A 20,630-nucleotide genomic window follows, 5' to 3' on the forward strand; every position below is an offset into this window, starting at 1 on the left:
CGAGAGGGTGTGATCCCATGTCCCAGTTTTTCGATGTTCTGGAAACCAGAGCGCCCGAGCAACGCGAGCGCGAGCTGATGGCCGCCCTGCCCGGCGCGATCGCCCGGGCCATTGCGCGCGCGCCGGCCATCGCCGAGCAGTTGCGCGGCATCGACCCCGCCACCATCACGTCGCGCGCGGCGCTGGCGAGCCTGCCGGTGCTGCGCAAGCATGAATTGCTGGAACGCCAGCAGCACAGCCGCGCCGACGCGGCCGCGCCTGCCGGGCCGCAGAAAGCCTTCGGCGGCTTCTCCGCCATCGGCTGGGGCGAAGCGATGCGTGTGTTTGCATCTCCCGGCCCCATCTACGAGCCCGAGAGCGCGCGCGCCGATTACTGGCGCTTTGCCCGCGCCCTGCATGCCGCGGGGTTCCGCGCGGGTGAACTGGCCTACAACTGCTTTTCCTACCATTTCACGCCCGCCGGCTCCATGATGGAAACCGCGGCGCACGCCGTTGGTTGCACGGTGTTTCCAGGCGGCACCGGCCAGACCGAGCAGCAGGTACGCGCGATCCAGGACCTGGCTCCCACCGGTTACACCGGCACGCCGAGCTTCCTCAAGATCATCCTGGAAAAGGCCGACGAGCTGGGCGTGAAACTGGATTCGCTGCGTCGCGCCCTGGTGTCCGGCGAAGCCTTTCCGCCTTCGCTGCGCGACTGGCTGGCGGCGCGCGGCATCGACGGCTACCAGGCCTACGGCAGCGCCGACCTGGGCATGGTCGCCTTCGAAACACCGGCGCGTGAAGGCCTGGTGCTGGGCGAAGACATCATCGTCGAAATCGTGCGACCCGGCACCGGCGAGCCCGTGCCCGAGGGCGAGGTCGGCGAAGTCGTGGTCACTACCCTGAATCCCGACTACCCGCTGGTGCGCTTCGGGACAGGCGACCTGTCCGCCGTCATGCCCGGCATCTCGCCTTGCGGGCGCACCAACACCCGCATCAAAGGCTGGATGGGACGCGCGGACCAGACCACCAAGGTGCGCGGTATGTTCGTGCATCCTTCGCAAGTCGCCGACGTGGCGCGGCGCCACCCGGAAATCCTGCGCGCGCGGTTGGTGATCAGCGGCAGCACCGGTTCCGACCGCATGGTGCTAAAGGTGGAATCCAGGGTCCGTGGCGAAGATCTCGGCAAGCGCATCGCGGACTCAGTGCGCGACGTGACCAAGCTGCGCAGCGACGTGGAGTGGGTGGATGCGGGCGGGCTGCCCAACGACGGCAAGGTCATCGACGACATCCGCACGTACGAGTAGGCGGCGCCCGTCGCGGCCTTATACGGCCGCGATCAGCGCCAGCACGCCCTTGGCAAGCATGGCGGCCGCCACCAGGCCGGCGAACAGCGCAAAACTCTGCTGCAGGCGCCGGGGCGGAAATCGGTCGGCCACCGCGCGGCCCGCCAGCATGCCCAGCACTGCCGCCGCCGTGAACGGCGCCGCGATGTTCCATTGCAGGTGCCCGCCCGCCGCAGCGGCCGCGACGCCGCTGGCGGACACCAGCGCGATCACCGCCAACGATGTGCCCACGATGGCCTGCATGGCCAAGTCCGTCGCGCGCCGCAGCGCCGGCACGATGACGAAGCCGCCCCCTACCCCCAGCAACCCGGAAAGGAATCCCGCGATCACGCCCGCGCCCGTCAAGGCGCGCGCGCACGGCGCGGTCCAGCGCAAGCGGCCGGTGCTGGCATTGATCTGGCAGGGTGGAGTGCGTGGCGCGGACTGCGCGTTTGCCGCGGGCCTGGTGCCCTGGGTCCACATGCGCCACGCCACCGTGCCCAGCACACCGGCAAAGATGATGGCCAGCGGCGCGTTGGGCAGGCGGCGCGCCGCCCACAGGCCCAATGGCGACACGAGTATGCCGGTGAAGGCCATGAACCCCGCTGCCCGGTAGCGGACCTGGCCCTTGCGCAATCCCAGCACCGCGCCCAGCGCGGCGGACAGTCCGACCGCCAGCAAGGCAATGGGCGCAGCCTGCGATACCTGCAGGTGCAGGCCGAAGACCAGCAGGGGCACCGCCATGATGGCGCCGCCCGCGCCCGTGAGCCCGAGGATCAGGCCCACGCACGCCCCCAGCGCCGCGCTGGCGGCCAACAGCGTATCGATCATGACCGTCGCTCAGTTGCCCAACGGACGAGCCAGCCATTCGCGACCCTTGAGCATGCCGTTCCAGTAGATCCACGGCAGCAGGGTCGCCTTGAGGAACCAGGCGCTCTTGCGCGGCACCGTCGGGTCCAGCGGAAAGGTGGGCAGCAGCTTGCCGCCATAGCCGAATTCGGCCAGCACGATGCGGCCGCGCTCCACCGTCAATGGGCAGGAACCGTAGCCGTCGTACTTCACCGGCATGCCATGGCCCTCGCGCAGCGCCAGCAGATTTTCCGCCACCGTAACGATCTGCTTGCGCGCCGCCGCCGCGGTCTTGGCATTGCTGGTGCAGATGCCGTCTCCCAGCCCGAATACATTGCCGTAACGCACGTGCAGCAGCGTGGCCGGATCGACTTCGCACCAGCCGGCTGCGTCCGCCAGCGGACTGTTCTTCAGGAAGTCGTGCGGTACCTGGGGCGGCACAGCGTGCAGCATGTCGAAGGACTTTTCCACGCGCATCACCGTGCCCTCGGCGTCCTTGACGTCGAACCAGGCTTTGCGCGCGGCGCCGTCCACCGCCACCAGCGCCGAATTGAACGCCAACGCGATGCCATAGCTTTCCACGTAACGCATCAGCGGCGGCACGAAGGTCGGCACGCCGAACAGTGCCGCGCCGGCCAGGTCGAATTCGACTTCGATGCGGTCCAGCACCCCCGCGCGTTTCCAGTGGTCGCAGGCCAGATACATCGCCTTCTGCGGCGCGCCCGCGCATTTGATGGGCATGGCCGGCTGCGTGAAGAGCGCCTGCCCACCCCGCAGCCCGCGCACCAGTTCCCAGGTGTAGGGCGCCAGGTCATAGCGGTAGTTGGAACTGACGCCGTTCTTGCCCAGCGTATCGGCCAGGCCGTCTACCTTGTCCCAGGCCAGCCGCAGACCGGGGCAGACGATCAATTGCTGATAGCTCACGGCGCTGCCGTCGGCCAGACGCACTCGGTTGGCTTGCGGCTCGAATCCCGCCGCCGCGGCCTGCAACCAGGTAGCGCGACGAGGCATGACGGCGCGCGTCGGCCGCACGGTCTTCGCGACGTCGAAGGCGCCCCCGCCCACCAGCGTCCAGGCGGGCTGGTAATAGTGCTTGTCGCTGGGTTCGATGACGCCGATCCGCAGGTCCGGACGCCGGCGCAACAGGCTGGCGGTGACGCCTATGCCCGCCGATCCGCCGCCTACCACCACTACATCGAAATCACGCTGCGTCTCTGTTGTAGGCATGCCTGTCTCCTTGCCGGTCTACCGGCTTTTGAATTTTTCCAGCACGGAAAATATCGCCATGCCCGCCACCATGGCGGCCACGAAAATCAGCGCCTCGGGCACGCCGGCCGACGCCGCCACCAGGGCCGGCCCCGGACAAAAACCCGCCAGCCCCCAACCCACGCCGAATGTCAGACTGCCGACGGCCAGGCGCACATCCACGCGCGTGGCCGTGGGCCAGCGCAGCGGCTCGCCCGACAGACTGGCGCGGCGGCGGCGCAAAAGCGCAAACCCCACCGCCGTAACCAGCACCGCGCCTCCCATCACAAACGCCAGCGACGGGTCCCAGGCGCCAGCCACGTCGAGAAAACCCAGCACCTTGGCCGGATTGGCCATGCCGGAAATGATGAGGCCCAGGCCGAATACCAGGCCCGACACGAAAGCAATCAGTGCAACCATGTCAGAGCCCTCCCAGGTGGCGGACGAGGTAGACCGTAGCGAAGCCCGCCGCCATGAACAGAACGGTGGCCGTCAGCGAACGGCGCGATCCGCGCGACACGCCGCAGACGCCGTGGCCGCTGGTGCATCCCGACGCATAGCGCGTGCCGATACCGACCAGCAGGCCCGCCACGATCAGGCGCGGCACGCTGGCCTCCGCCATGATGGGAGGCAAAGCGCTGCCCAGGCGGTACAGCCAGGGCGCGGCGAACAATCCCAGCAGGAACGCTAGCCGCCACATGCCGCCGCGTTCGGGTCGTAGCAGACCGCCCAGGATGCCGCTGATGCCGGCAATGCGGCCGGCGCCCGCCATCAAGAGCACGGCCGCGGCGCCGATGAGCAACCCGCCCGCACTGGCGGAGCCGGGAGTGAAGGCGGACCAGTCCAGATTCACTTGAGTGACTCCATCGCGCGGCCGCAGTACAAACTCGATAGCGTTTTCATGACCTGACTGACCTCGAAACTGGCCATCTGGTAGTAGACATACTTGCCTTCGCGCCGGGTCGCGACCAAGCCTTCGTCGCGTAGCACGCCCAGTTGCTGGGACAAGGTGGGCTGGCGAATGCCGGTCAGCGATTCGAGTTCACCGACATTGCGTTCGTTCTGGACCAGCTGGCACAGCAGCAGGAGGCGGTCTTCGTTGGCCAGGGCCTTGAGCAAGGCGCAGGCCTGGGAGGCGGATTCGCGCAAGGCGGCGACTTCGCACTCGGTCAGGGCGTCGTTCATTTGATGCGTATCAATCGGCGTAACGGGGTTTGATCATTATATTGACCAATATAATATTCAACAATATTATTGAAATATATATAGTGTTTCATCGTGCAGCGACTCGCTGCAACGCGAGCGACCATGTCTCCCCAGATCCAGGCCTTCTTCGATCCCGTCACCGCCACCGTCACCTATGTCGTGCATGAGCCTGCGCCGGGCGGCGCCTGCGCCATCATCGATTCGGTGCTGGATTACGATCCCAAGTCCGGCCGCAGCAGCACCGCCAGCGCCGACCGGGTAGCCGATTACGTGCGCCAGCATGACCTCAAGACCGAATGGCTGCTGGAAACCCATGCCCACGCGGATCACCTTTCCGCGGCGCCCTACCTGCAGCGGCAGCTCGGCGGGGTCATCGCCATCGGCCAGAGCATCCAGGCCGTACAGGGCGTGTTCAAGAAGATCTTCAACCTGGAGCCAGAGTTCCAGCTGGACGGCTCGCAGTTCGGCCACCTGTTCGCCGACGGCGAAACCTTCCGCATTGGCGCGCTGACGGCGCAGGCCATCCATGTGCCCGGACACACGCCGGCTGACATGGCCTACCTGATCGGCGACTCCGTGTTCGTCGGCGACACCCTGTTCATGCCGGACGTGGGCACCGCGCGCTGCGACTTCCCCGGCGGCGACGCCCATCAGCTGTACCGTTCGATCCAGCGCCTGCTGGGCCTGCCCGCCGACACGAAGCTGTACATGTGCCACGACTACCCGCCCGCCGGCCGCGACGCCTCGTGGCAGACCACGGTGGCCGAACAACGCCGCGCCAACATCCATGTGCGCGACGGCATCGGCGAAGACGATTTCGTCGCCATGCGCACGCGGCGCGACGCCACGCTCTCCATGCCCACCCTCATCCTGCCCGCCATCCAGGTCAACATCCGCGCTGGCCACTTCCCGCCAGCCGAAGACAACGGCGTGCGCTATCTGAAGATACCGGTCGACGCGCTCTGACCACGGCCGCCGGGACGGCGCGATCCGGGCTTGCGCCCCCGGGGCTTATCCAGCAAGATCGTCCGATCGCAAAATTGCCGATCAGACGGATCTCCCATGTTTGCAGAAGCCGAAGCCGACCCCAGCCTGTCCAAGGAAGAATTCAAACCGCTGGAAGCAAAGCTGCGCGTCGCCCTGCTGAATGCGCAGTACCAACGCCTGCAGAAGGCAGACAAGACGCTGCTGGTCGTCATCGCGGGCATAGACGGCGCCGGCAAGGGCGCCACCGTCAACCTGCTCAACGAATGGATGGACCCGCGCCACATCAAGACGCTCGCCTACGGGCCGCGCGAGGGCGCAGAGCTGGAGCGTCCGCCCTTCTGGCGCTACTGGAACGACCTGCCGCCCAAGGGCAGCACGGGCATCGTCTTCGGATCCTGGTACGCGCCGCTGGTGCTCGAAGCCACGCGCAAGCGCCCCGACCAGAACAGCATCGAGGCACAGGCCGCGGCGATCCGCCACTTCGAGGCCATGCTGGCCTCCGAGGGTGTGCAGATCGTCAAGCTCTGGTTCCATTTGTCGGCCCAGGCCCAGAAGGCCCGAGCCGAGCGCCTGCTGGCCAGCCCTGAAACTTCCTGGCAGGTCAGCCCCATCGACTTGAAGGTCTATAAGAAATACGACCGTATCTGCAACGCCGGCCAAGTAGTCTTGAACCTCACGGACAGCGGCCATGCCCCCTGGGTCGTAATACCCAGCGCCGACGAAGACATGCGCGCCGCGCGCACCGCCGAAGCGGTGCTGGCCGCCATGCGCCAGCGCGGGGTGCCACGCATCCCCTCCGCCTTCGTGGCGCATGCCCGGTCCACGCGCATCGTCGACCGTCTGGGCGCACTGGACTACGACGCCAAGGTCGACAAAGACGATTACGAATCCGAACTGGGCCTGCTGCAAGGCCGGCTGGCGCGAGCGGCGCGGTCCAAGAAGTTCCAGGACCGTTCGCTGGTACTGGTGTTCGAAGGCCAGGACGCGGCCGGCAAAGGCGGCGCGATCCGCCGCGTGACGCATGCGCTGGACGCCCGGCAGTTCGACATCACACCCGTGTCGGCACCCAACAGCGAGGAACTGGCGCGCCCCTACCTGTGGCGCTTCTGGCGCCATGTGCCGCGCCACGGCCGTATCGCGATCTTCGACCGTTCCTGGTATGGCCGGGTGCTGGTCGAACGGGTCGAGAAGCTGACCGCGCCGGCCAATTGGCGCCGCGCCTATGCCGAAATCAACGACTTCGAGGGACAGCTCGCCGCGAGCGGCGCGATGGTGCTGAAATTCTGGCTGGCGGTCACGCCCGACGTGCAGCTTGAACGCTTCAAGGAACGCGAGAGTTCGCCCTTCAAGAATTTCAAGATCACCGCCGACGACTGGCGCAACCGCGACAAATGGAAGGACTACGCGGCCGCCGCCAACGAGATGCTGGCCCGCACGGACGTCGCCCACGCGCCGTGGCATCTGGTGTCGGCCAATGACAAGCGCTACGCTCGATTGCAAGTGCTGCGACACATCGTCGAAGCCATGGAAGACCAACTCTGAATCCCGCCTGGAGGCCGCAAGCCATGAGTACAGCAGAAATCCGACCCATCGTCGCAGCCGACTTCGAAGCCTGGTTGCCGCTATGGAAAGGCTACCAGGACTTCTACCGCGTCAACATCGACGACGCGGTGACGCGCAATACCTGGGCGCGTTTCCTGGACCCCGCCGAACCCATGCACGCGGCGCTGGCCTACGAAAGCGGCCGGGCCATCGGCATGGTGCACTGGATTTTCCACCGCTCCACCTGGACCGCGGGCGACTACTGCTATCTGCAAGACCTATACGTGGATCCGGACGTGCGTGGCACCGGCGCGGGCCGCAAGCTGATTGAACATGTGTATGCGCAGGCGGCGGCGGCCAATTGCTCGCGCGTGTACTGGCTGACCCACGAAACCAACGCCACCGCCATCCAGCTCTACGACCGCATCGCCGACCGTTCCGGCTTCATCCAGTACCGCAAGGTGATGCCGTGAGCGCGCGCGACCCCAACTGTCCGCTGTGCCAGGAAGACGGCGGCACGGTGCTGTGGCGCGGACCGCACCTGCGCATCATCGAAGTGGATGACGCCGACTATCCCGGCTTCACGCGGGTCGTCTGGAACGGCCACCTGGCCGAAATGACCAGCCTGTCCACCCATGGCCGCGATCTGCTGATGCGCGCCGTGTATGTGGTGGAGGAAACGCAGCAATCGGTGCTGGGGCCCGACAAGATCAACCTGGCCTCCCTGGGCAACATGGTGCCGCATCTGCATTGGCATGTGATCCCGCGCTGGCGCGGCGACCGCCACTTTCCCGATCCGATCTGGGCGCAGCCGCGCATCGCGGCCGGCACGGAATCCGCCGAATGGCACGAACGCCAGACGCGCGTCCAGGCCCTGTTGCCGCGCTACCGCGACCGGCTGGTCGAAGCCATGAACGCCCTGCTCTGGCACTGATCAAACCGCGTGCATCAGGCCGCGCGGGCACCGTCCCGCAATTCGGCCAGCCACCCGGTATAGGCCTGCTCCACCAGGGCCGCCGTCCGCTCGGCGGAAAACTGGCCCTGGCCGCGGATCAATTCACGGCCCGCTTCGCCCATGCGGCGGCGCAGCGCCGGATCGGCCAGCAGGCCTTCCAGGGCCCCCGCCAACGCCTCGGGATCCGCGGGCGGCACAAGCAAGCCGGTCACGCCGGCCTGCATGGTTTCAGGCACCCCGCCCACATTCGTGCCGACAACCGGCAGCCCCATGGCCGCGGCCTCTATGAAGACGGTGCCCAAGGCTTCGCGCAGTGTGGGCAGCGCAAACACATCGAAGGCCATCAAGACATTGCCGATGTCGTCGCGTCGGCCGGTGAAATGCACGCGCGGCGCCAGGCCCAGCGCTTGCGCCTGCGCCTGCAACTGCCCGGCCAATGGCTGGCCTTCGCCCACCAACACCAGGTGAGCGTTCGGGAAGGTGGCGGCAATTCGGTGGAAGGCGTCGATCAGGTCGCGATGGCCCTTGTCCGCCCGCATGACGGCCACGCAACCGATCACCAGCGCATCGTCCGGCAAGCCGAGCTCACGCCTGACGCAGACGCCGCTGCTCACCTGAGGCAGCACCACCGGCGAATGGATGGTGGCGATGGCTTCCGCCCGCGCGCCGCCGTCCAGCAACTGGCCGCGCACGTAGCGGCTGACGGCGATGACGCGATGCGCCAACCAGGTATAGGCATAGAGGGAATTGATGGGCTTGGCCAAATGGCGCGTGCGCACGATAAGCGGCGTGCCGGCCAGGCGGGCAGCGATCGCGCCCAGGACCGTGTCGCGGCGGCTGTGCGTATTGACCACGTCGAACCGCCGGCTGCGCAGCAGGCGGCGCAGCAAAGCGACGCAACGGACGAAGTTGAGCGGGCCGTCCATGGAAACCAGGTGCACCGTGAAGCCCGCCTCGCGCAGGCGCTTGCCCAATTCCGCGTCGGGCTGGCAGACTGCCTCCAGATGATGGCCGCGCTCGCGCATGGCGATCATCTCTTTGTAGATGCAGAATTCCTGGCCACCGAAGGAGGTGGCGGCTTCGGTATGCAGGATGCGCAGGCGCGCGGGCTTGGCGGACCGGCGCTCAGGCATTTCAATGGGGGTCGGCATGATCAGGGGCGGCCGCCTTGGGTGGTATCGGTGTCGTTCCAGCTTCGGCCCTGCGACAGCAGGTAGGCTTCGAGATAGGCGATGTCTTCGCGGTCCAGCGCGGCCGCGCCCGCGCTGGCGCAATCGCGCGGACACTCGGAAGCCTGGAGCCGGCCTTCGGCCCAGACGCGGGCCGCGCCCGTGCGGGACAACTCGAAACGCGCCCCCTCGCGGGCCCAACCCAGCAGGCGCGCGCTGGGAGTCAATTGCCGCGTCTGGTATACGCCGTGCGGGCAGGGAGCCGCCGGCGCGGCCAGCGTATCGCCGACATCCACCAGGCGGCTCGCGGCGCCGGGCTTCCCGGGCGTGTAGGTCAATACCGTAAGAGGGGGTAATGGCATTTAGCTAGCAAGAGTCGCCAGGCGGCGTTGCTAGCCACAGACTGGTCGGGATTCGGGGAAGGAGTTTGTCGCCGGGGGAGCAACGCCTGAATTTGACGCTGATAGCCTGCTTTTTCTACAAAATGAAAGACGTTCGACGAAGTAGAAGAATTCCGGACTATGAATTCAGGTAAAATTCAGGAATGAAACGCGCATCTTATCAAAACGTAAACACGGGCGGTACTGCATGAACTTACAGGGAGTACCTGCCCACAAGCCGCCTTCCTTCCTGCAATCGTTCCTGCGTTCCGAAGCGTTGGGCGGTTATGTCCTGATGCTGGCCGCGCTGATCGCGCTGGTGGTCGCCAATAGTCCGGCGGCGCCCGCGTATTTCAGCGTGCTGGAAACCAAACTGGGTTTCCAGGCGGGTCCGGTGGTGCTCAAGGAAACCGTGCTGCACTGGATCAATGACGGCCTGATGGCCGTGTTCTTCCTGCTGGTCGGCCTGGAAATCAAGCGCGAAGTGCTGGACGGCCAGTTGCGCGGCGCTGCCCGGATCGTCCTGCCCGGCATCGCCGCCCTGGGCGGCATGCTGCTGCCGGCGCTGATCTACGTGCTGATCAACTTCGGCAGCCCCGACACGCTGCGCGGCTGGGCGATTCCGGCCGCCACCGACATCGCCTTCGCGCTGGGCATCCTGGCCCTGCTGGGCAGCCGGGTACCGACTTCCCTGAAGATCTTCCTGACCGCGCTGGCCATCCTGGACGATCTGGGCGCCATCGTCATCATTGCCTTGTTCTACACCGCCGAGCTCAACGTGTTCGCGCTGAGCATGGCGGGCGCCTTGCTGGCCTGCCTGGTCTGCCTGAACCGCGCTGGCGTGCTGCGGCTGACGCCCTACCTGCTGATCGGCGCCGTGCTGTGGTATTTCGTCCTGAAGTCGGGCGTGCACGCCACGCTGGCTGGCGTGGCGTTGGCGCTGACCATTCCACTGCGTCCGCAAAACCAGGGGCATCCGGGCGCGCATTCGCCCCTGCATGAACTGGAACACGTGCTGCACAAGCCCGTGGCCTTGCTGATCGTCCCGGTGTTCGGCTTCGCCAATGCCGGCGTATCGTTCGCCGGCATGGGGCTGGGCAGCCTGGCGCAACCCGTGCCGATGGGCGTGGCGCTGGGCCTGTTCCTGGGCAAACAGCTGGGTGTGTTCGGCTTTGCCTGGCTGGCCATCAAGAGCGGCATGGCCGCCCTGCCGCGCCACGCCAGCTTCGCGCAGTTGTATGGTGTGTCGCTGCTATGCGGCATAGGCTTCACGATGAGTCTATTCATCGGCGCGCTGGCGTTCACGGAGCCGGCCGCCATCGACGCCACCAAGATCGGCGTCCTGACGGGCTCGCTGGCGTCCGCCGTCGTCGGTTTCCTGTTACTGCGCGCCTGCGGGACGCGCGCCAACGCAGCGGAAAATCCTTGAACGCAAGCGGCGCGGCCTGAAGGCGGGCGGCGGGCGCTAAAGTAGCGGGATCCGCCACGATTCCGGGAAGCGCCATGAAACCGTCCGCCATTTCCGTGCAACGCGTCTATGAAGGCATCGGCCCGGACGGCAGCTACCGGGCGCTGGTGGACCGCATGTGGCCGCGCGGGCTGCGGCGGGCCGACCTGCACCTGGACGAATGGGCCCGCGATATTGCGCCCACCCAGGAATTGTGCAAATGGTTCAGCCACATCGAAGAGCGCTGGGATGAATTCCGCGCGCGCTACCAGGCCGAACTCGCCGCACCCGAGCAACAAGCCCGCATGGCCGCCCTGCTGGACGCGGCCGGCGACCGCCCGCTGACCCTGCTTTACGGCGCCCGCAACACGGAACACAACCAGGCCGTCGTGCTGCGCGACGCCCTGCAGGACTACGTCCGACATCACCGCAAGCGCAAGACCTGACATCCGCGCGGCGCGTTCAGCCAGCTCTCATCCTGCGGCGCTACCATCAGTCCATGCTCCCCGCATCCGTGGGCGACAGGGCGCGGCCCGGCCCACCGGCAATCCAACCGGAGGTTCCAGCATGCACAACCTGAATGGAAAAGTCGCCGTCGTCACCGGCGCGGCCAGCGGCATCGGCAAGGAAATCGCCCTCACGCTGGCGCGCGCCGGCGCAGCCGTGGCCATCGCGGACCTGAACCAGGCGGGCGCCGACGCCGTCGCTCGCGAAATCGAACAAGCCGGCGGCAAGGCCATGGGCGTCGCCATGGACGTCACCAGCGAAGAAGCCGTGAACCAGGGCATCGACCGCGTCGCCGCCGCCTACGGCAGTATCGACATCCTGATCTCCAACGCGGGCATCCAGATCGTCAATCCGATCGAGAACTTCTCCTACTCGGACTGGAAGAAAATGCAGGCGATCCACGTGGACGGCGCCTTCCTGACCACCAAGGCGGCGCTCAAGCATATGTACAAGGACGACCGCGGCGGCGTGGTCATCTACATGGGCTCGGTCCATTCTCATGAAGCCTCGCCGCTGAAGTCCGCCTACGTAGCCGCCAAGCACGCCCTGCTTGGCCTGGCACGCGTGCTGGCCAAGGAAGGCGCGGCGCACAACGTGCGCTCGCATGTCATCTGCCCGGGTTTCGTACGCACGCCGCTGGTGGAAAAGCAGATCCCCGAACAGGCCAAGGAACTGGGTATCAGCGAAGAGGAAGTGGTCAAGAAGGTGATGCTGGGCGACACGGTCGACGGCGTGTTCACGACGGTCGAGGACGTGGCGCAGACCGCCCTGTTCCTGTCCACCTTCCCCAGCGCCGCCTTTACCGGCCAGTCCTTCGTGGTCAGCCACGGCTGGTACATGCAGTAATGCCAGACGCGGTGCCTTTACTCGCGCGGTCTTTGATACCCTAGCCCTCTTTGTGGACCGGCGCGCGGCCGCGCGCCGGCAGTCTGCCTAGAGGAACCCCATGTCTTTCAGCTCCGACGCCTGGGCGCGCAATGCCGCCCTGTACGAGAAAACGCGCGACATGCCGTTCAACCGGGAATTGGCCAGCGGCCAGCTCGACGAGAACGCGTTCAAGCACTACATGATCCAGGACGCGCACTACCTGGTGGCGTTCGGGCGCGCGCTGGCCATCGCGGCCGGCAAGGCCGACGACGCCGACGGCGTAGTGCAATTCGCGGATGCCGCCAAGGGCGCCGTCGTGGCGGAACGCACCCTGCATGCGGGCTTTCTGCAGCAGTTCGGCGTCGATGCCGCGACTTTCGAAGCCACCCCGCTCACGCCCGCCTGCCACCACTACACCAGTTTCCTGATCGCCACTGCCTGGAGCGCCCCCTACCCGGTCGCATTGGCCGCCCTGCTGCCGTGCTTCTGGATCTACGCGGAAATCGGCCGCGAGATCCATGCGCGGGCGGCACAACCCAACCCCTATGCTGCCTGGATCGAGGCCTACGCGTGCGAGGACTTCCACACGCTCGTGCGCAAGGTCATCACGGCGGTCGACCGCGTCGCCGAAAAGGCATCGCCCGACACGCTCGAACAGATGCACGCGGCCTACACGCGCGCCGCGCAGCTGGAATGGATGTTCTGGGATTCCGCCTATCGCCAGGACGGCTGGCCGGTGTGATCCGGGAGCGGGCGGCGCGCCTCCGGCCTGCCGCCCGCCCTATGCCAAAATCCCGCCCATGCCGACCGATAACCGACTGACACCCCACGCCCTCGCCGCCCAGACGGCGCAACTGCCCGCCCCCTGGCAGGAGGCTTTCACTGCCAAGCCGGTGGCCGACGCCCTGGCCGCCGTGACCGCCCATGTCGAAAAACGCCTGAGCGAAGGCGCGACCGTCTATCCCGCGACGCCTTTCCGCGCCTTGCAGGGCCTGGCGCCCTCCGACGTGCGCGTGGTGATCCTGGGCCAGGATCCCTACCATGGCCCCGGCCAGGCGCAGGGCCTGGCCTTCTCGGTGCCGGACGACTGCAAACGTCCGCCCAGCCTGCGCAACATCTTCAATGAGATCGCCCAGGAGTTTCCGGGCACCGCCGTGCCCGCCGGCAATGACCTTGCCAGCTGGGCCGATCAAGGCGTGCTGCTGCTGAACACTGCGCTGACGGTGGAAGACGGCCAGCCCGCATCCCACGCCAAGCGGGGCTGGGAAACGGTGACGGACGCCCTGATCTCCCTGGTGGCCCGGGACGCCTCCCCGAAGGTTTTCATGCTCTGGGGCGCCCATGCCCAGGCCAAGCGGGCGTTGCTGCCGAACAACAGTGGTCATCTGGTCCTGATGTCCAACCACCCGTCGCCACTGTCCGCGCGGAGGCCGCCGGTGCCTTTCCTGGGCTGCGGCCACTTCCTGGCTACCAACCAATGGCTGGCCGACCAAGGGAAAAACCCTATTGATTGGGGGCTGGACAAAAAAATAATTCCCATGCAGGGCGAATTCAGGTTATGATCGCCGCACTGCACAAAACGAGTTCGGCATTTACCGCCTTGATTTAGCGGAAGTTTTCGCAGTCTGCCGGGCAAACAGCCCCGGCCCCATGCCGAACATCATCGATTCCTGACCTCCTTTCCTTTCGCCCTGCGTTCCAGTCGGTATACGAGAACGCGCCACGCGCACGGTTGATTCGGTCGGCACGATGCTCCATCAACCGTCGCCTGGATCCGGCCGCCTAATCCCCTGGCCCGACCAAGCACTGCGCCGCATTGATCGCGGCAAGGGAAAGTAATGTCTTTCGAAAACCTGGGTCTTGCGCCCGCTCTGTTGTCGGCCCTCCAAGACGCTGGCTTCTCCACCCCCACCACCGTCCAGGCCGCCGCCATTCCGCAGGCCCTGGCTGGTCACGACCTGATGGTGTCCTCGCAGACGGGTAGCGGCAAGACCGCCGCCTTCATGCTGCCGGCGCTGCACCGCATTGCCCAGATGCCCGCCAACAAGGGCGTCGGCGTGCAGGTCCTGGTGCTGACCCCGACCCGCGAACTGGCCCTGCAAGTCACCGACGCAACCGCCACCTACGGCCGCAAGCTGGCCGATCTGCGCACCGCCACCGTTGTGGGCGGCATGCCCTACGGCGCGCAGCTCAAGGCGCTGTCGCGCCGCGTGGACGTGCTGGTCGCCACCCCGGGGCGCCTGATCGACCACCTGAACTCGGGCCGCGTCAAGCTGAACACCGTGCACACGCTGGTGCTCGACGAAGCCGATCGCATGCTGGACATGGGCTTCATCGAAGATATCGAGACCATCGTCAGCCGCCTGCCCGAAGGCCGCCAGACGCTGCTGTTCTCGGCCACGCTGGACGGCACCGTCGCCAAGCTGGCCTCGCGCATGATGCGCGAACCGCAGCGCATCGAGATCGCCGGCCACAAGGAAAAGCACACCAACATCACGCAAAGCCTGCTGTACGCGGACGACGCCAGCCACAAGATGCAATTGCTGGACCACGTCTTGCGCGACGCCTCGCTGGACCAGGCCATCGTCTTCACGTCGACCAAGCGCGGCGCCGACGATCTGGCCGACCGCCTGGCCGACCAGGGCTTTGCCGCCGCCGCCCTGCATGGCGACATGAACCAGCGCCAGCGCACCCGCACGCTGTCGCAACTGCAGCGCGGCCAACTGCGTATTCTGGTCGCCACCGACGTGGCCGCACGCGGCATCGACGTGCAAGGCATCAGCCACGCCGTCAACTTCGACCTGCCGATGCAGGCTGAAGACTACGTGCACCGTATCGGCCGCACCGGCCGCGCCGGCCGCAATGGCCTGGCCTTCACGCTGGCCACCCACTCCGAGCGCCACAAGGTGCGCCGCATCGAACACTACATCGGCCAATCGATCACCCCTGAAGTGATCGCTGGGCTGGAGCCCAAGCGCACCCCGCGTCCCTCGACTGGCGCCGGTCCGCGTGGCGGCAAGCCGTTCGGCAAGCGTCCTGGCGGCGGCTACCAGGGCAACCGCGAGGGTCGTTCCTTCGGCGGCCCGCGTGGCGAGTTCAAGCCGCGTGAAGGCGGTTACCAAGGCAACCGCGACGGCGCTCCTCGCGAAGGCGGCTACCAAGGCAATCGCCCGTTCGGCGATCGCCCGGCACGCTCCTTCAGCGATCGCCCCAGCTTCGGCGACCGTCCGCAGCGTGAAGGCGGCTACCAGGGCAACCGTCCCTTCGGTGACCGCCCCCAGCGCGAAGGCGGCTTCCGTGGCGGCGACCGCGATTCGCGTCCCAGCTTCGGCGACCGTCCCAGCTATGGCGACCGCCCTCAGCGCGACGCCCGCCCGTTCAGCGAGCGCGGCCCGCGTGAAGGCGGTTTCCGTGGCGGCGACCGTGATTCGCGTCCCGGCTTCAACGACCGCGCCAGCTTCGGCGACCGTCCGAGCTTCGGTGATCGTCCGCAACGCGAAGGCGGCTTCCGTGGCGGCGACCGTCCGGAAGGCGGTTTCCGTGGCAAGCCCTCGTTCGACAAGCGTCCCGGCGGCCCCGCCAAGCGCTTCGGCAAGTCGGCCGATCGCCGCGGCTGATAGCCCCGCTTGAACCCACGACAAACCCCGCGCCTGCCGCGGGGTTTGTTTTTTGGGAAAATGTCCGCTTGTCCACGCATCACCCGACCATGCAACGATCCGCCCCCGCCAACCTGCCCGCCCTCTCCCCTGCCGCCCAGGAACACAGCGCAGCCGCTGCCGCTCACCTGCGCGCCACGATCGCCGCCCATGGCGGTTGGCTGTCGTTCGACCATTGGATGACGCAAGCGCTCTATGCGCCAGGACTGGGTTACTACGCGGCCGGCAACGTCAAGCTGGCCGACACGGACGGCGACGTCCGCGCGCCCGCCGGCGACTTCGTCACCGCCCCGCAGCTGACCCCGCTATTCGCCCGCACGCTGGCCCGCCAGGCCGCCCAGGTGCTGCGCCAAACGCAGACCGACGCCGTGCTGGAGTTCGGCGCGGGCACGGGCGCGCTGGCTGAAGGCGTGCTGCGCGAGCTGGACTCGATGGGCCTGGGCCAGACCCGCTATGTGATCCTGGAAGTCTCGGCAGACCTGCGTGCCCGCCAGGCTGAAAGGCTGGCGGCCTTCGGTGACCGCGTGCAGTGGCTGGACGCCCTGCCCCGGACCTTCGCGGGCTGCGTGCTGGCCAATGAGGTCCTGGACGCAATGCCGGTATCGCTTTTTCGCTGGAGCGACACGGGCGAAGTGCTGGAACGCGGCGTGGCGGTCGACGCGTCCCAGGCCTTCGTTTGGGTGGACCGGCCGGCGCCGCCAGCGCTGGCGGACGCCGTCGCCGCCCGCATGCCGGCCCTGCCGGGCTATGTGTCCGAGATCAACTTGCAAGGCGAAGCCTGGATTGCCGCGATGGGCGAATGGCTGGAGCGTGGCGCGGCGCTGCTGGTGGACTACGGCTTTCCGCGCAGCGAGTACTACCATCCGCAGCGGGCCGGCGGCACGCTCATGTGTCATCTGCGCCATCACGCCCATGGCGATCCGTTCACCGCGCCCGGCCTGCAGGACATCACCGCTCACGTCGACTTCACCGCCATGGCGGACGCTGCGCTTGCTGCCGGCCTGCAAGTCCTCGGCTACACCTCGCAGGCCCGCTTCCTGATGAACGCGGGGCTGATGGATTTGCTGGCGCAACTGGACCCTGGCGACGTGCAGCAATACGCGCAGGCCGTCGCGCCGGTGCAAAAGCTGCTGTCCGAATCGGAAATGGGCGAATTGTTCAAGGTGCTTGCGGTGGGGCGCGGCATTACCGAACCGCTGGCGGGATTTTCGCGCGGCGACCGGCTGGGCAAGCTGTAAGGCGACCGCCGGCCGTTCTGCGCTACCGCGCCCGCAGGCGCTGCAGGCGCGCGGCGCGCACCTGCTCTTTAATGCGCGCCGGCTCCCCGGCGCATGCCCGGGCGATGGCTCCGGCATCCACGCCACGCACCGCGGCCACGCGCGCCTGCCAGGCCTCGCGGTCCACAGGGCGCAGCACGGAGGCCGTATCCAACAAGTCCAGAAAGCGTTCCGGCTTGCGCAGCGCATCGGCGCGCTCCATCAGCGCCAGTTGCGCATCGGCGGGGTCCGAACCCTGTTCCGCCGCATCCAGCCCCGTCAGCACTTCCGGCAACAGCCGCGCATAATCATTGCACTCGGTAGGCACGCGCAGGCGGCGGCCCATGGCGTCGCGCTCAGGCGTCAGCCGGCACAGCAATGCGTAGCGGCCCGGCAGCGCCAGGCCCTGTGCGGCGGCGCGGTCCACCTCGGCCGCGGATTCGTCCACGCCCTGCAGTTCGGGCATCACCCGCGCCAACGCACCGCATTGCTGCAGGACGCCCAGCATGCGGGAGGGCGCGGCCGCCATCAGGCCGCGCGACAATTCCTTCCAGACCCGTTCGGCCACAAGCGCATCGGCCTCGCCAGCCTCGACCATGCGTCGGCATAGTTCCAGGGTCTCGGGCGCCACGGAAAAATCGACAAAGCGCGCCGCAAAACGGGCCAGCCGCAGGATGCGCACCGGGTCTTCTTCGAAGGCCTCGCCGACGTGGCGGAAAATGCGGTCCCGCACGTCAGCCGCGCCGCCCAGGGGATCAACCAGCTCGCCATCTTGCGTCTGCGCAATGGCATTTACGGTGAGGTCGCGGCGGCGCAGATCCTCTTCGAGCGTGACATCCGCGCCCGTGTAGAAGGTGAAGCCCTTGTAGCCGCGCCCCGACTTGCGCTCGGTGCGTGCCAGCGCGTATTCCTCTTTGCTGCGCGGATGCAGGAAGACGGGAAAGTCGCCGCCCACGGGCACGAAGCCGCGCCGCGCCATGTCCTCGGGCGTGGCCCCCACCACCACCCAGTCGTGGTCGCCGGGCGGCAGGCCGAGCAGCGCGTCCCGCACTGCTCCACCCACGACATAGACCTGCAAGCCGTCAGTGGCCGGATCCCGCGTCATGGGATCGACGTGCTTTCCGCGCCCAGCGGCACGACGTTGCCCAGGCGCTCTTTAAGGGACTGGGGCTGGCCGGTGAACATCGCCGCGTAATACACCGAATTGGACATGACGTTCTTCACGTAGGTCCGCGTTTCGTTGAACGGGATGGTCTCGGCGAAGATGGCGCCTTCCACTGGATGCGAGAACGTCGAGCGCCAGTTGTGCGGACGGCGCGGACCGGCGTTGTAGCCGGCGCTGGCCAGCATTTGCGAACCGTTCAGGTCGCGCAGGACCATATTCAGGTAGTTGGTGCCGAGTTCGGTATTGGTGTCGAAATCGTTGACGCTGTCGGGCGTGAAATTGCTCATGCCGATCTTGCCCGCGACCCACTTGGCCGTAGCCGGCATCAACTGCATCAGGCCGGAGGCGCCCACGTGCGAGCGCGCGTCCATGATGAAGCGGGATTCCTGGCGGATCAGGCCGTACACCCAGGCCGGGTCCAGCGCGATGGCGTTGGCCTTGGCGGTGACGCGGCCCTCGAAGGGCGCAATGAAGCGCTGACTGAAGTCGAACTCTTTTTCCGTGCGGTCGGAGGTGTTGACCACGCGGTCGTAGATGTTCTCGGCGCGCGCCAGCTCGGCGGCGGCCATCAGTTGGCGGTCGCTCATGCCGCGCAGCGAGAAGTTCCATTCCGGCACGGCCTCGGCGCGCCAGCCGAGGCGGAAGAGCTGGATCGCGCGGCGCAAGCCGGGGTTGGCGCGGGCCTCGGTGATTTCCTGGTCGCTGATAGGCGCCGGGCGCGGCGGCACGGTAATGCGCCGGCCCAGTTCCTCGGCCGCGAGCTGGCCGTAGAAGTCGAAGCGGTCAGCAATGCTAGCGTAGGCGGCGGCAGCTTGTTCCTTGTTGCCGCGTGCCGCCTGGCCGCGCGCCTTCCAGTAGATCCAGGACGAATCGGCCTGCTGCGAGGCGGGCATCTGGTCGATGGATTCGATGACCCACTTCCAGTCGATCTTGGGCTGGCGCAAGGCAGCGCGCACCTTCCAGGCGGCGTTGTACTCCGTCATGCGGATGTGGCCGGCCTCGTGGTACCAGTCGTCGGCGCGGCTATCCAGGTTCAGCGCGGCCACCAGCGCGTACTGGCCGCGCACCCAGGCCAGGTTCGACTTGGCCATGGACTTGGACCAGTCGCCGGACTTGCCCCATTCGCGGCGCAGATAGGAATCAGCCACGCTGACGTCGGAACGCGCCAGGCGCGCCAAGGCGATGGTCACCAGTTCCTTCTCGTTGCGGCCCACGGGCTGACGGCTCTGGCGCGTCAGCCACTTCATGGGATCCTTCATGAGCAAGTCATAGGTTTTCAGGTCGGCCGGCTCGAACATGTACTGCGCGAACTTGCGCGCGTCGGCGGTCTTGTTGGCCTCGATGGCGTCGCGCAGCTGGGGCTCCAGCTGTTCCCAGCCCATGATGCCGTCGGCGACCAGTTGGTCGTACAGCGCCCAGCAGGCGCCGCCCGGCGCGAACACGGCCGCGGCCTGCGCCGCCGTGGCCCGCTGCCCGGTCATGTGCTTGGCATCGAGGATGGCGCATTCGATCTGCGCATTGCTGTTCTTCACCGGCGCGAGCTTGCGCACGGTTTCGAAGTCCCCGCTGCGGGCCGCGGCCAGCAACCAGTCGCCGCGCAGGCGGTCGGCCAGATAGGCGTCGGAATTGCCGCTGATGAATTTCTGCAGCTCGGCAGTGGGCCGGCCCGTGGCGGGCGGGGTCCATAATTGGTAGCGCAGCAGCCAATATTCGGGATACATGCCGAGCGGATCCGGCTTGGCCTGAGGCACCAGCGCACCCAGTACGGACCACTGCTTGCGATTCATGGCTTCGCGGGCGGCGACCACGGCGGCCAACGCGGGCGTCTGGGAAGTCGGCGGCAGGCCAGCCAGCACCGCAGGCGGCACGGAAATGGCGGGTTGCGCAGCCTGTACGGTCGGCTGAGGCTGGGGCTGGGTGTTGACCGCCGCGCTGCGCTGTTGCGCGTCCACCGGCGCACAGGCCGCGGTGAACAGTGCCAGGAGCGGCAGCCAGCGGCGCAGGCCGGGAGCGGCTTCCAGAGTGGTGGCGGCCCCGGATTTCCGCGCGGTTTTCTGATACCGTCCGGGTTGCAGAGTCTGTGTCATGCCCTGTC

The 20,630-nt window shown here is 67.2% G+C and carries 21 protein-coding genes; 12 read left to right on the forward strand and 9 right to left on the reverse strand.

Annotation, left to right across the window (positions count from 1 at the left end; all coding sequences use genetic code 11):
• The first annotated feature begins 17 nt into the window (after positions 1-17).
• Positions 18-1,286, forward strand: coding sequence for a phenylacetate--CoA ligase family protein (locus VCS63_RS01475; protein WP_042796062.1), 1,269 nt, complete (start codon positions 18-20; stop codon positions 1,284-1,286).
• 18 nt (positions 1,287-1,304) lie between these two features.
• Here VCS63_RS01475 and VCS63_RS01480 read toward each other — a convergent pair whose 3' ends face one another.
• The 5 genes from VCS63_RS01480 to VCS63_RS01500 are packed head-to-tail and all read right to left on the reverse strand — an operon-like array spanning position 1,305 to position 4,583.
• Positions 1,305-2,135 carry a sulfite exporter TauE/SafE family protein gene (locus VCS63_RS01480; protein ID WP_104653957.1) on the reverse strand — a complete coding sequence of 277 codons (831 nt, stop codon included), beginning with the start codon at positions 2,133-2,135 and terminating at the stop codon, positions 1,305-1,307.
• 9 nt (positions 2,136-2,144) lie between these two features.
• Positions 2,145-3,380: an FAD/NAD(P)-binding oxidoreductase gene (locus VCS63_RS01485; protein WP_323878076.1), complete on the reverse strand. Its 1,236-nt coding sequence runs from the start codon at positions 3,378-3,380 to the stop codon at positions 2,145-2,147.
• 18 nt (positions 3,381-3,398) lie between these two features.
• Positions 3,399-3,818, reverse strand: coding sequence for a YeeE/YedE family protein (locus VCS63_RS01490; RefSeq protein ID WP_323878078.1), 420 nt, complete (start codon positions 3,816-3,818; stop codon positions 3,399-3,401).
• A gap of 1 nt (position 3,819) precedes the next feature.
• The gene (locus VCS63_RS01495) at positions 3,820-4,251 is read right to left on the reverse strand and encodes a YeeE/YedE family protein (RefSeq protein ID WP_042796060.1); all 432 of its coding nucleotides are present in this window, start codon (positions 4,249-4,251) and stop codon (positions 3,820-3,822) included.
• Positions 4,248-4,583, reverse strand: coding sequence for an ArsR/SmtB family transcription factor (locus VCS63_RS01500; RefSeq protein ID WP_042796059.1), 336 nt, complete (start codon positions 4,581-4,583; stop codon positions 4,248-4,250). The genes VCS63_RS01495 and VCS63_RS01500 overlap by 4 nt, the downstream gene beginning before the upstream one ends.
• 123 nt (positions 4,584-4,706) lie before the next feature.
• On the opposite strand from VCS63_RS01500, the gene VCS63_RS01505 reads away from it, so the two are divergent.
• From VCS63_RS01505 to VCS63_RS01520, 4 genes are all read left to right on the forward strand, one after another.
• Positions 4,707-5,570 carry an MBL fold metallo-hydrolase gene (locus tag VCS63_RS01505; protein WP_063962558.1) on the forward strand — a complete coding sequence of 288 codons (864 nt, stop codon included), beginning with the start codon at positions 4,707-4,709 and terminating at the stop codon, positions 5,568-5,570.
• A 96-nt stretch (positions 5,571-5,666) separates the two neighbouring features.
• Positions 5,667-7,133 carry a polyphosphate:AMP phosphotransferase gene (gene pap, locus VCS63_RS01510; protein ID WP_063641430.1) on the forward strand — a complete coding sequence of 489 codons (1,467 nt, stop codon included), beginning with the start codon at positions 5,667-5,669 and terminating at the stop codon, positions 7,131-7,133.
• A gap of 23 nt (positions 7,134-7,156) precedes the next feature.
• Entirely contained in the window at positions 7,157-7,606 is a 450-nt protein-coding gene (locus VCS63_RS01515; protein ID WP_063641431.1) for a GNAT family N-acetyltransferase, read from the forward strand.
• Positions 7,603-8,067 (forward strand): HIT family protein, encoded by a 465-nt coding sequence (locus tag VCS63_RS01520; protein WP_063641432.1) that lies wholly within the window; start codon positions 7,603-7,605, stop codon positions 8,065-8,067. The genes VCS63_RS01515 and VCS63_RS01520 overlap by 4 nt, the downstream gene beginning before the upstream one ends.
• Before the next feature lie 14 nt (positions 8,068-8,081).
• Here the strand turns inward: VCS63_RS01520 and VCS63_RS01525 are convergent, their stop codons facing one another.
• Both VCS63_RS01525 and VCS63_RS01530 read right to left on the reverse strand, forming a co-directional pair.
• Positions 8,082-9,239 (reverse strand): glycosyltransferase family 4 protein, encoded by a 1,158-nt coding sequence (locus VCS63_RS01525; protein ID WP_323878081.1) that lies wholly within the window; start codon positions 9,237-9,239, stop codon positions 8,082-8,084.
• A 2-nt stretch (positions 9,240-9,241) separates the two neighbouring features.
• A complete protein-coding gene (locus tag VCS63_RS01530) occupies positions 9,242-9,619 on the reverse strand; it encodes a hypothetical protein (RefSeq protein ID WP_063641433.1) in 378 nt (125 codons plus the stop codon).
• A gap of 226 nt (positions 9,620-9,845) precedes the next feature.
• On the opposite strand from VCS63_RS01530, the gene nhaA reads away from it, so the two are divergent.
• From nhaA to VCS63_RS01565, 7 genes are all read left to right on the forward strand, one after another.
• Positions 9,846-11,066: a Na+/H+ antiporter NhaA gene (gene nhaA / locus VCS63_RS01535; protein WP_042796053.1), complete on the forward strand. Its 1,221-nt coding sequence runs from the start codon at positions 9,846-9,848 to the stop codon at positions 11,064-11,066.
• A 74-nt stretch (positions 11,067-11,140) separates the two neighbouring features.
• On the forward strand, positions 11,141-11,530 hold the full coding sequence (locus tag VCS63_RS01540; RefSeq protein ID WP_042796052.1) for a DUF488 domain-containing protein: 390 nt from the start codon (positions 11,141-11,143) through the stop codon (positions 11,528-11,530).
• Positions 11,531-11,651: 121 nt separating this feature from the next.
• Complete coding sequence (locus tag VCS63_RS01545; protein ID WP_323878083.1) at positions 11,652-12,437, forward strand: 3-hydroxybutyrate dehydrogenase; 786 nt, start codon at positions 11,652-11,654, stop codon at positions 12,435-12,437.
• Positions 12,438-12,537: 100 nt separating this feature from the next.
• Positions 12,538-13,200: a thiaminase II gene (gene tenA / locus VCS63_RS01550; protein WP_063962556.1), complete on the forward strand. Its 663-nt coding sequence runs from the start codon at positions 12,538-12,540 to the stop codon at positions 13,198-13,200.
• Between the two features lie 58 nt (positions 13,201-13,258).
• Entirely contained in the window at positions 13,259-14,020 is a 762-nt protein-coding gene (locus tag VCS63_RS01555) for a uracil-DNA glycosylase (protein WP_112966744.1), read from the forward strand.
• A 276-nt stretch (positions 14,021-14,296) separates the two neighbouring features.
• On the forward strand, positions 14,297-16,075 hold the full coding sequence (locus tag VCS63_RS01560) for a DEAD/DEAH box helicase (protein ID WP_253636302.1): 1,779 nt from the start codon (positions 14,297-14,299) through the stop codon (positions 16,073-16,075).
• An 89-nt stretch (positions 16,076-16,164) separates the two neighbouring features.
• On the forward strand, positions 16,165-17,352 hold the full coding sequence (locus VCS63_RS01565) for a class I SAM-dependent methyltransferase (RefSeq protein ID WP_323878085.1): 1,188 nt from the start codon (positions 16,165-16,167) through the stop codon (positions 17,350-17,352).
• A gap of 22 nt (positions 17,353-17,374) precedes the next feature.
• Here the strand turns inward: VCS63_RS01565 and VCS63_RS01570 are convergent, their stop codons facing one another.
• Complete coding sequence (locus VCS63_RS01570; protein WP_323878087.1) at positions 17,375-18,475, reverse strand: CCA tRNA nucleotidyltransferase; 1,101 nt, start codon at positions 18,473-18,475, stop codon at positions 17,375-17,377.
• Positions 18,472-20,622 carry a lytic transglycosylase domain-containing protein gene (locus tag VCS63_RS01575; RefSeq protein WP_042796048.1) on the reverse strand — a complete coding sequence of 717 codons (2,151 nt, stop codon included), beginning with the start codon at positions 20,620-20,622 and terminating at the stop codon, positions 18,472-18,474. The genes VCS63_RS01570 and VCS63_RS01575 overlap by 4 nt, the downstream gene beginning before the upstream one ends.
• Between the last annotated feature and the right edge of the window lie 8 nt (positions 20,623-20,630).

Origin of the sequence: Achromobacter sp. D10, from assembly GCF_035282245.1 — a bacterium.
In the GTDB taxonomy this organism is placed as follows: domain Bacteria; phylum Pseudomonadota; class Gammaproteobacteria; order Burkholderiales; family Burkholderiaceae_B; genus Achromobacter; species Achromobacter insolitus.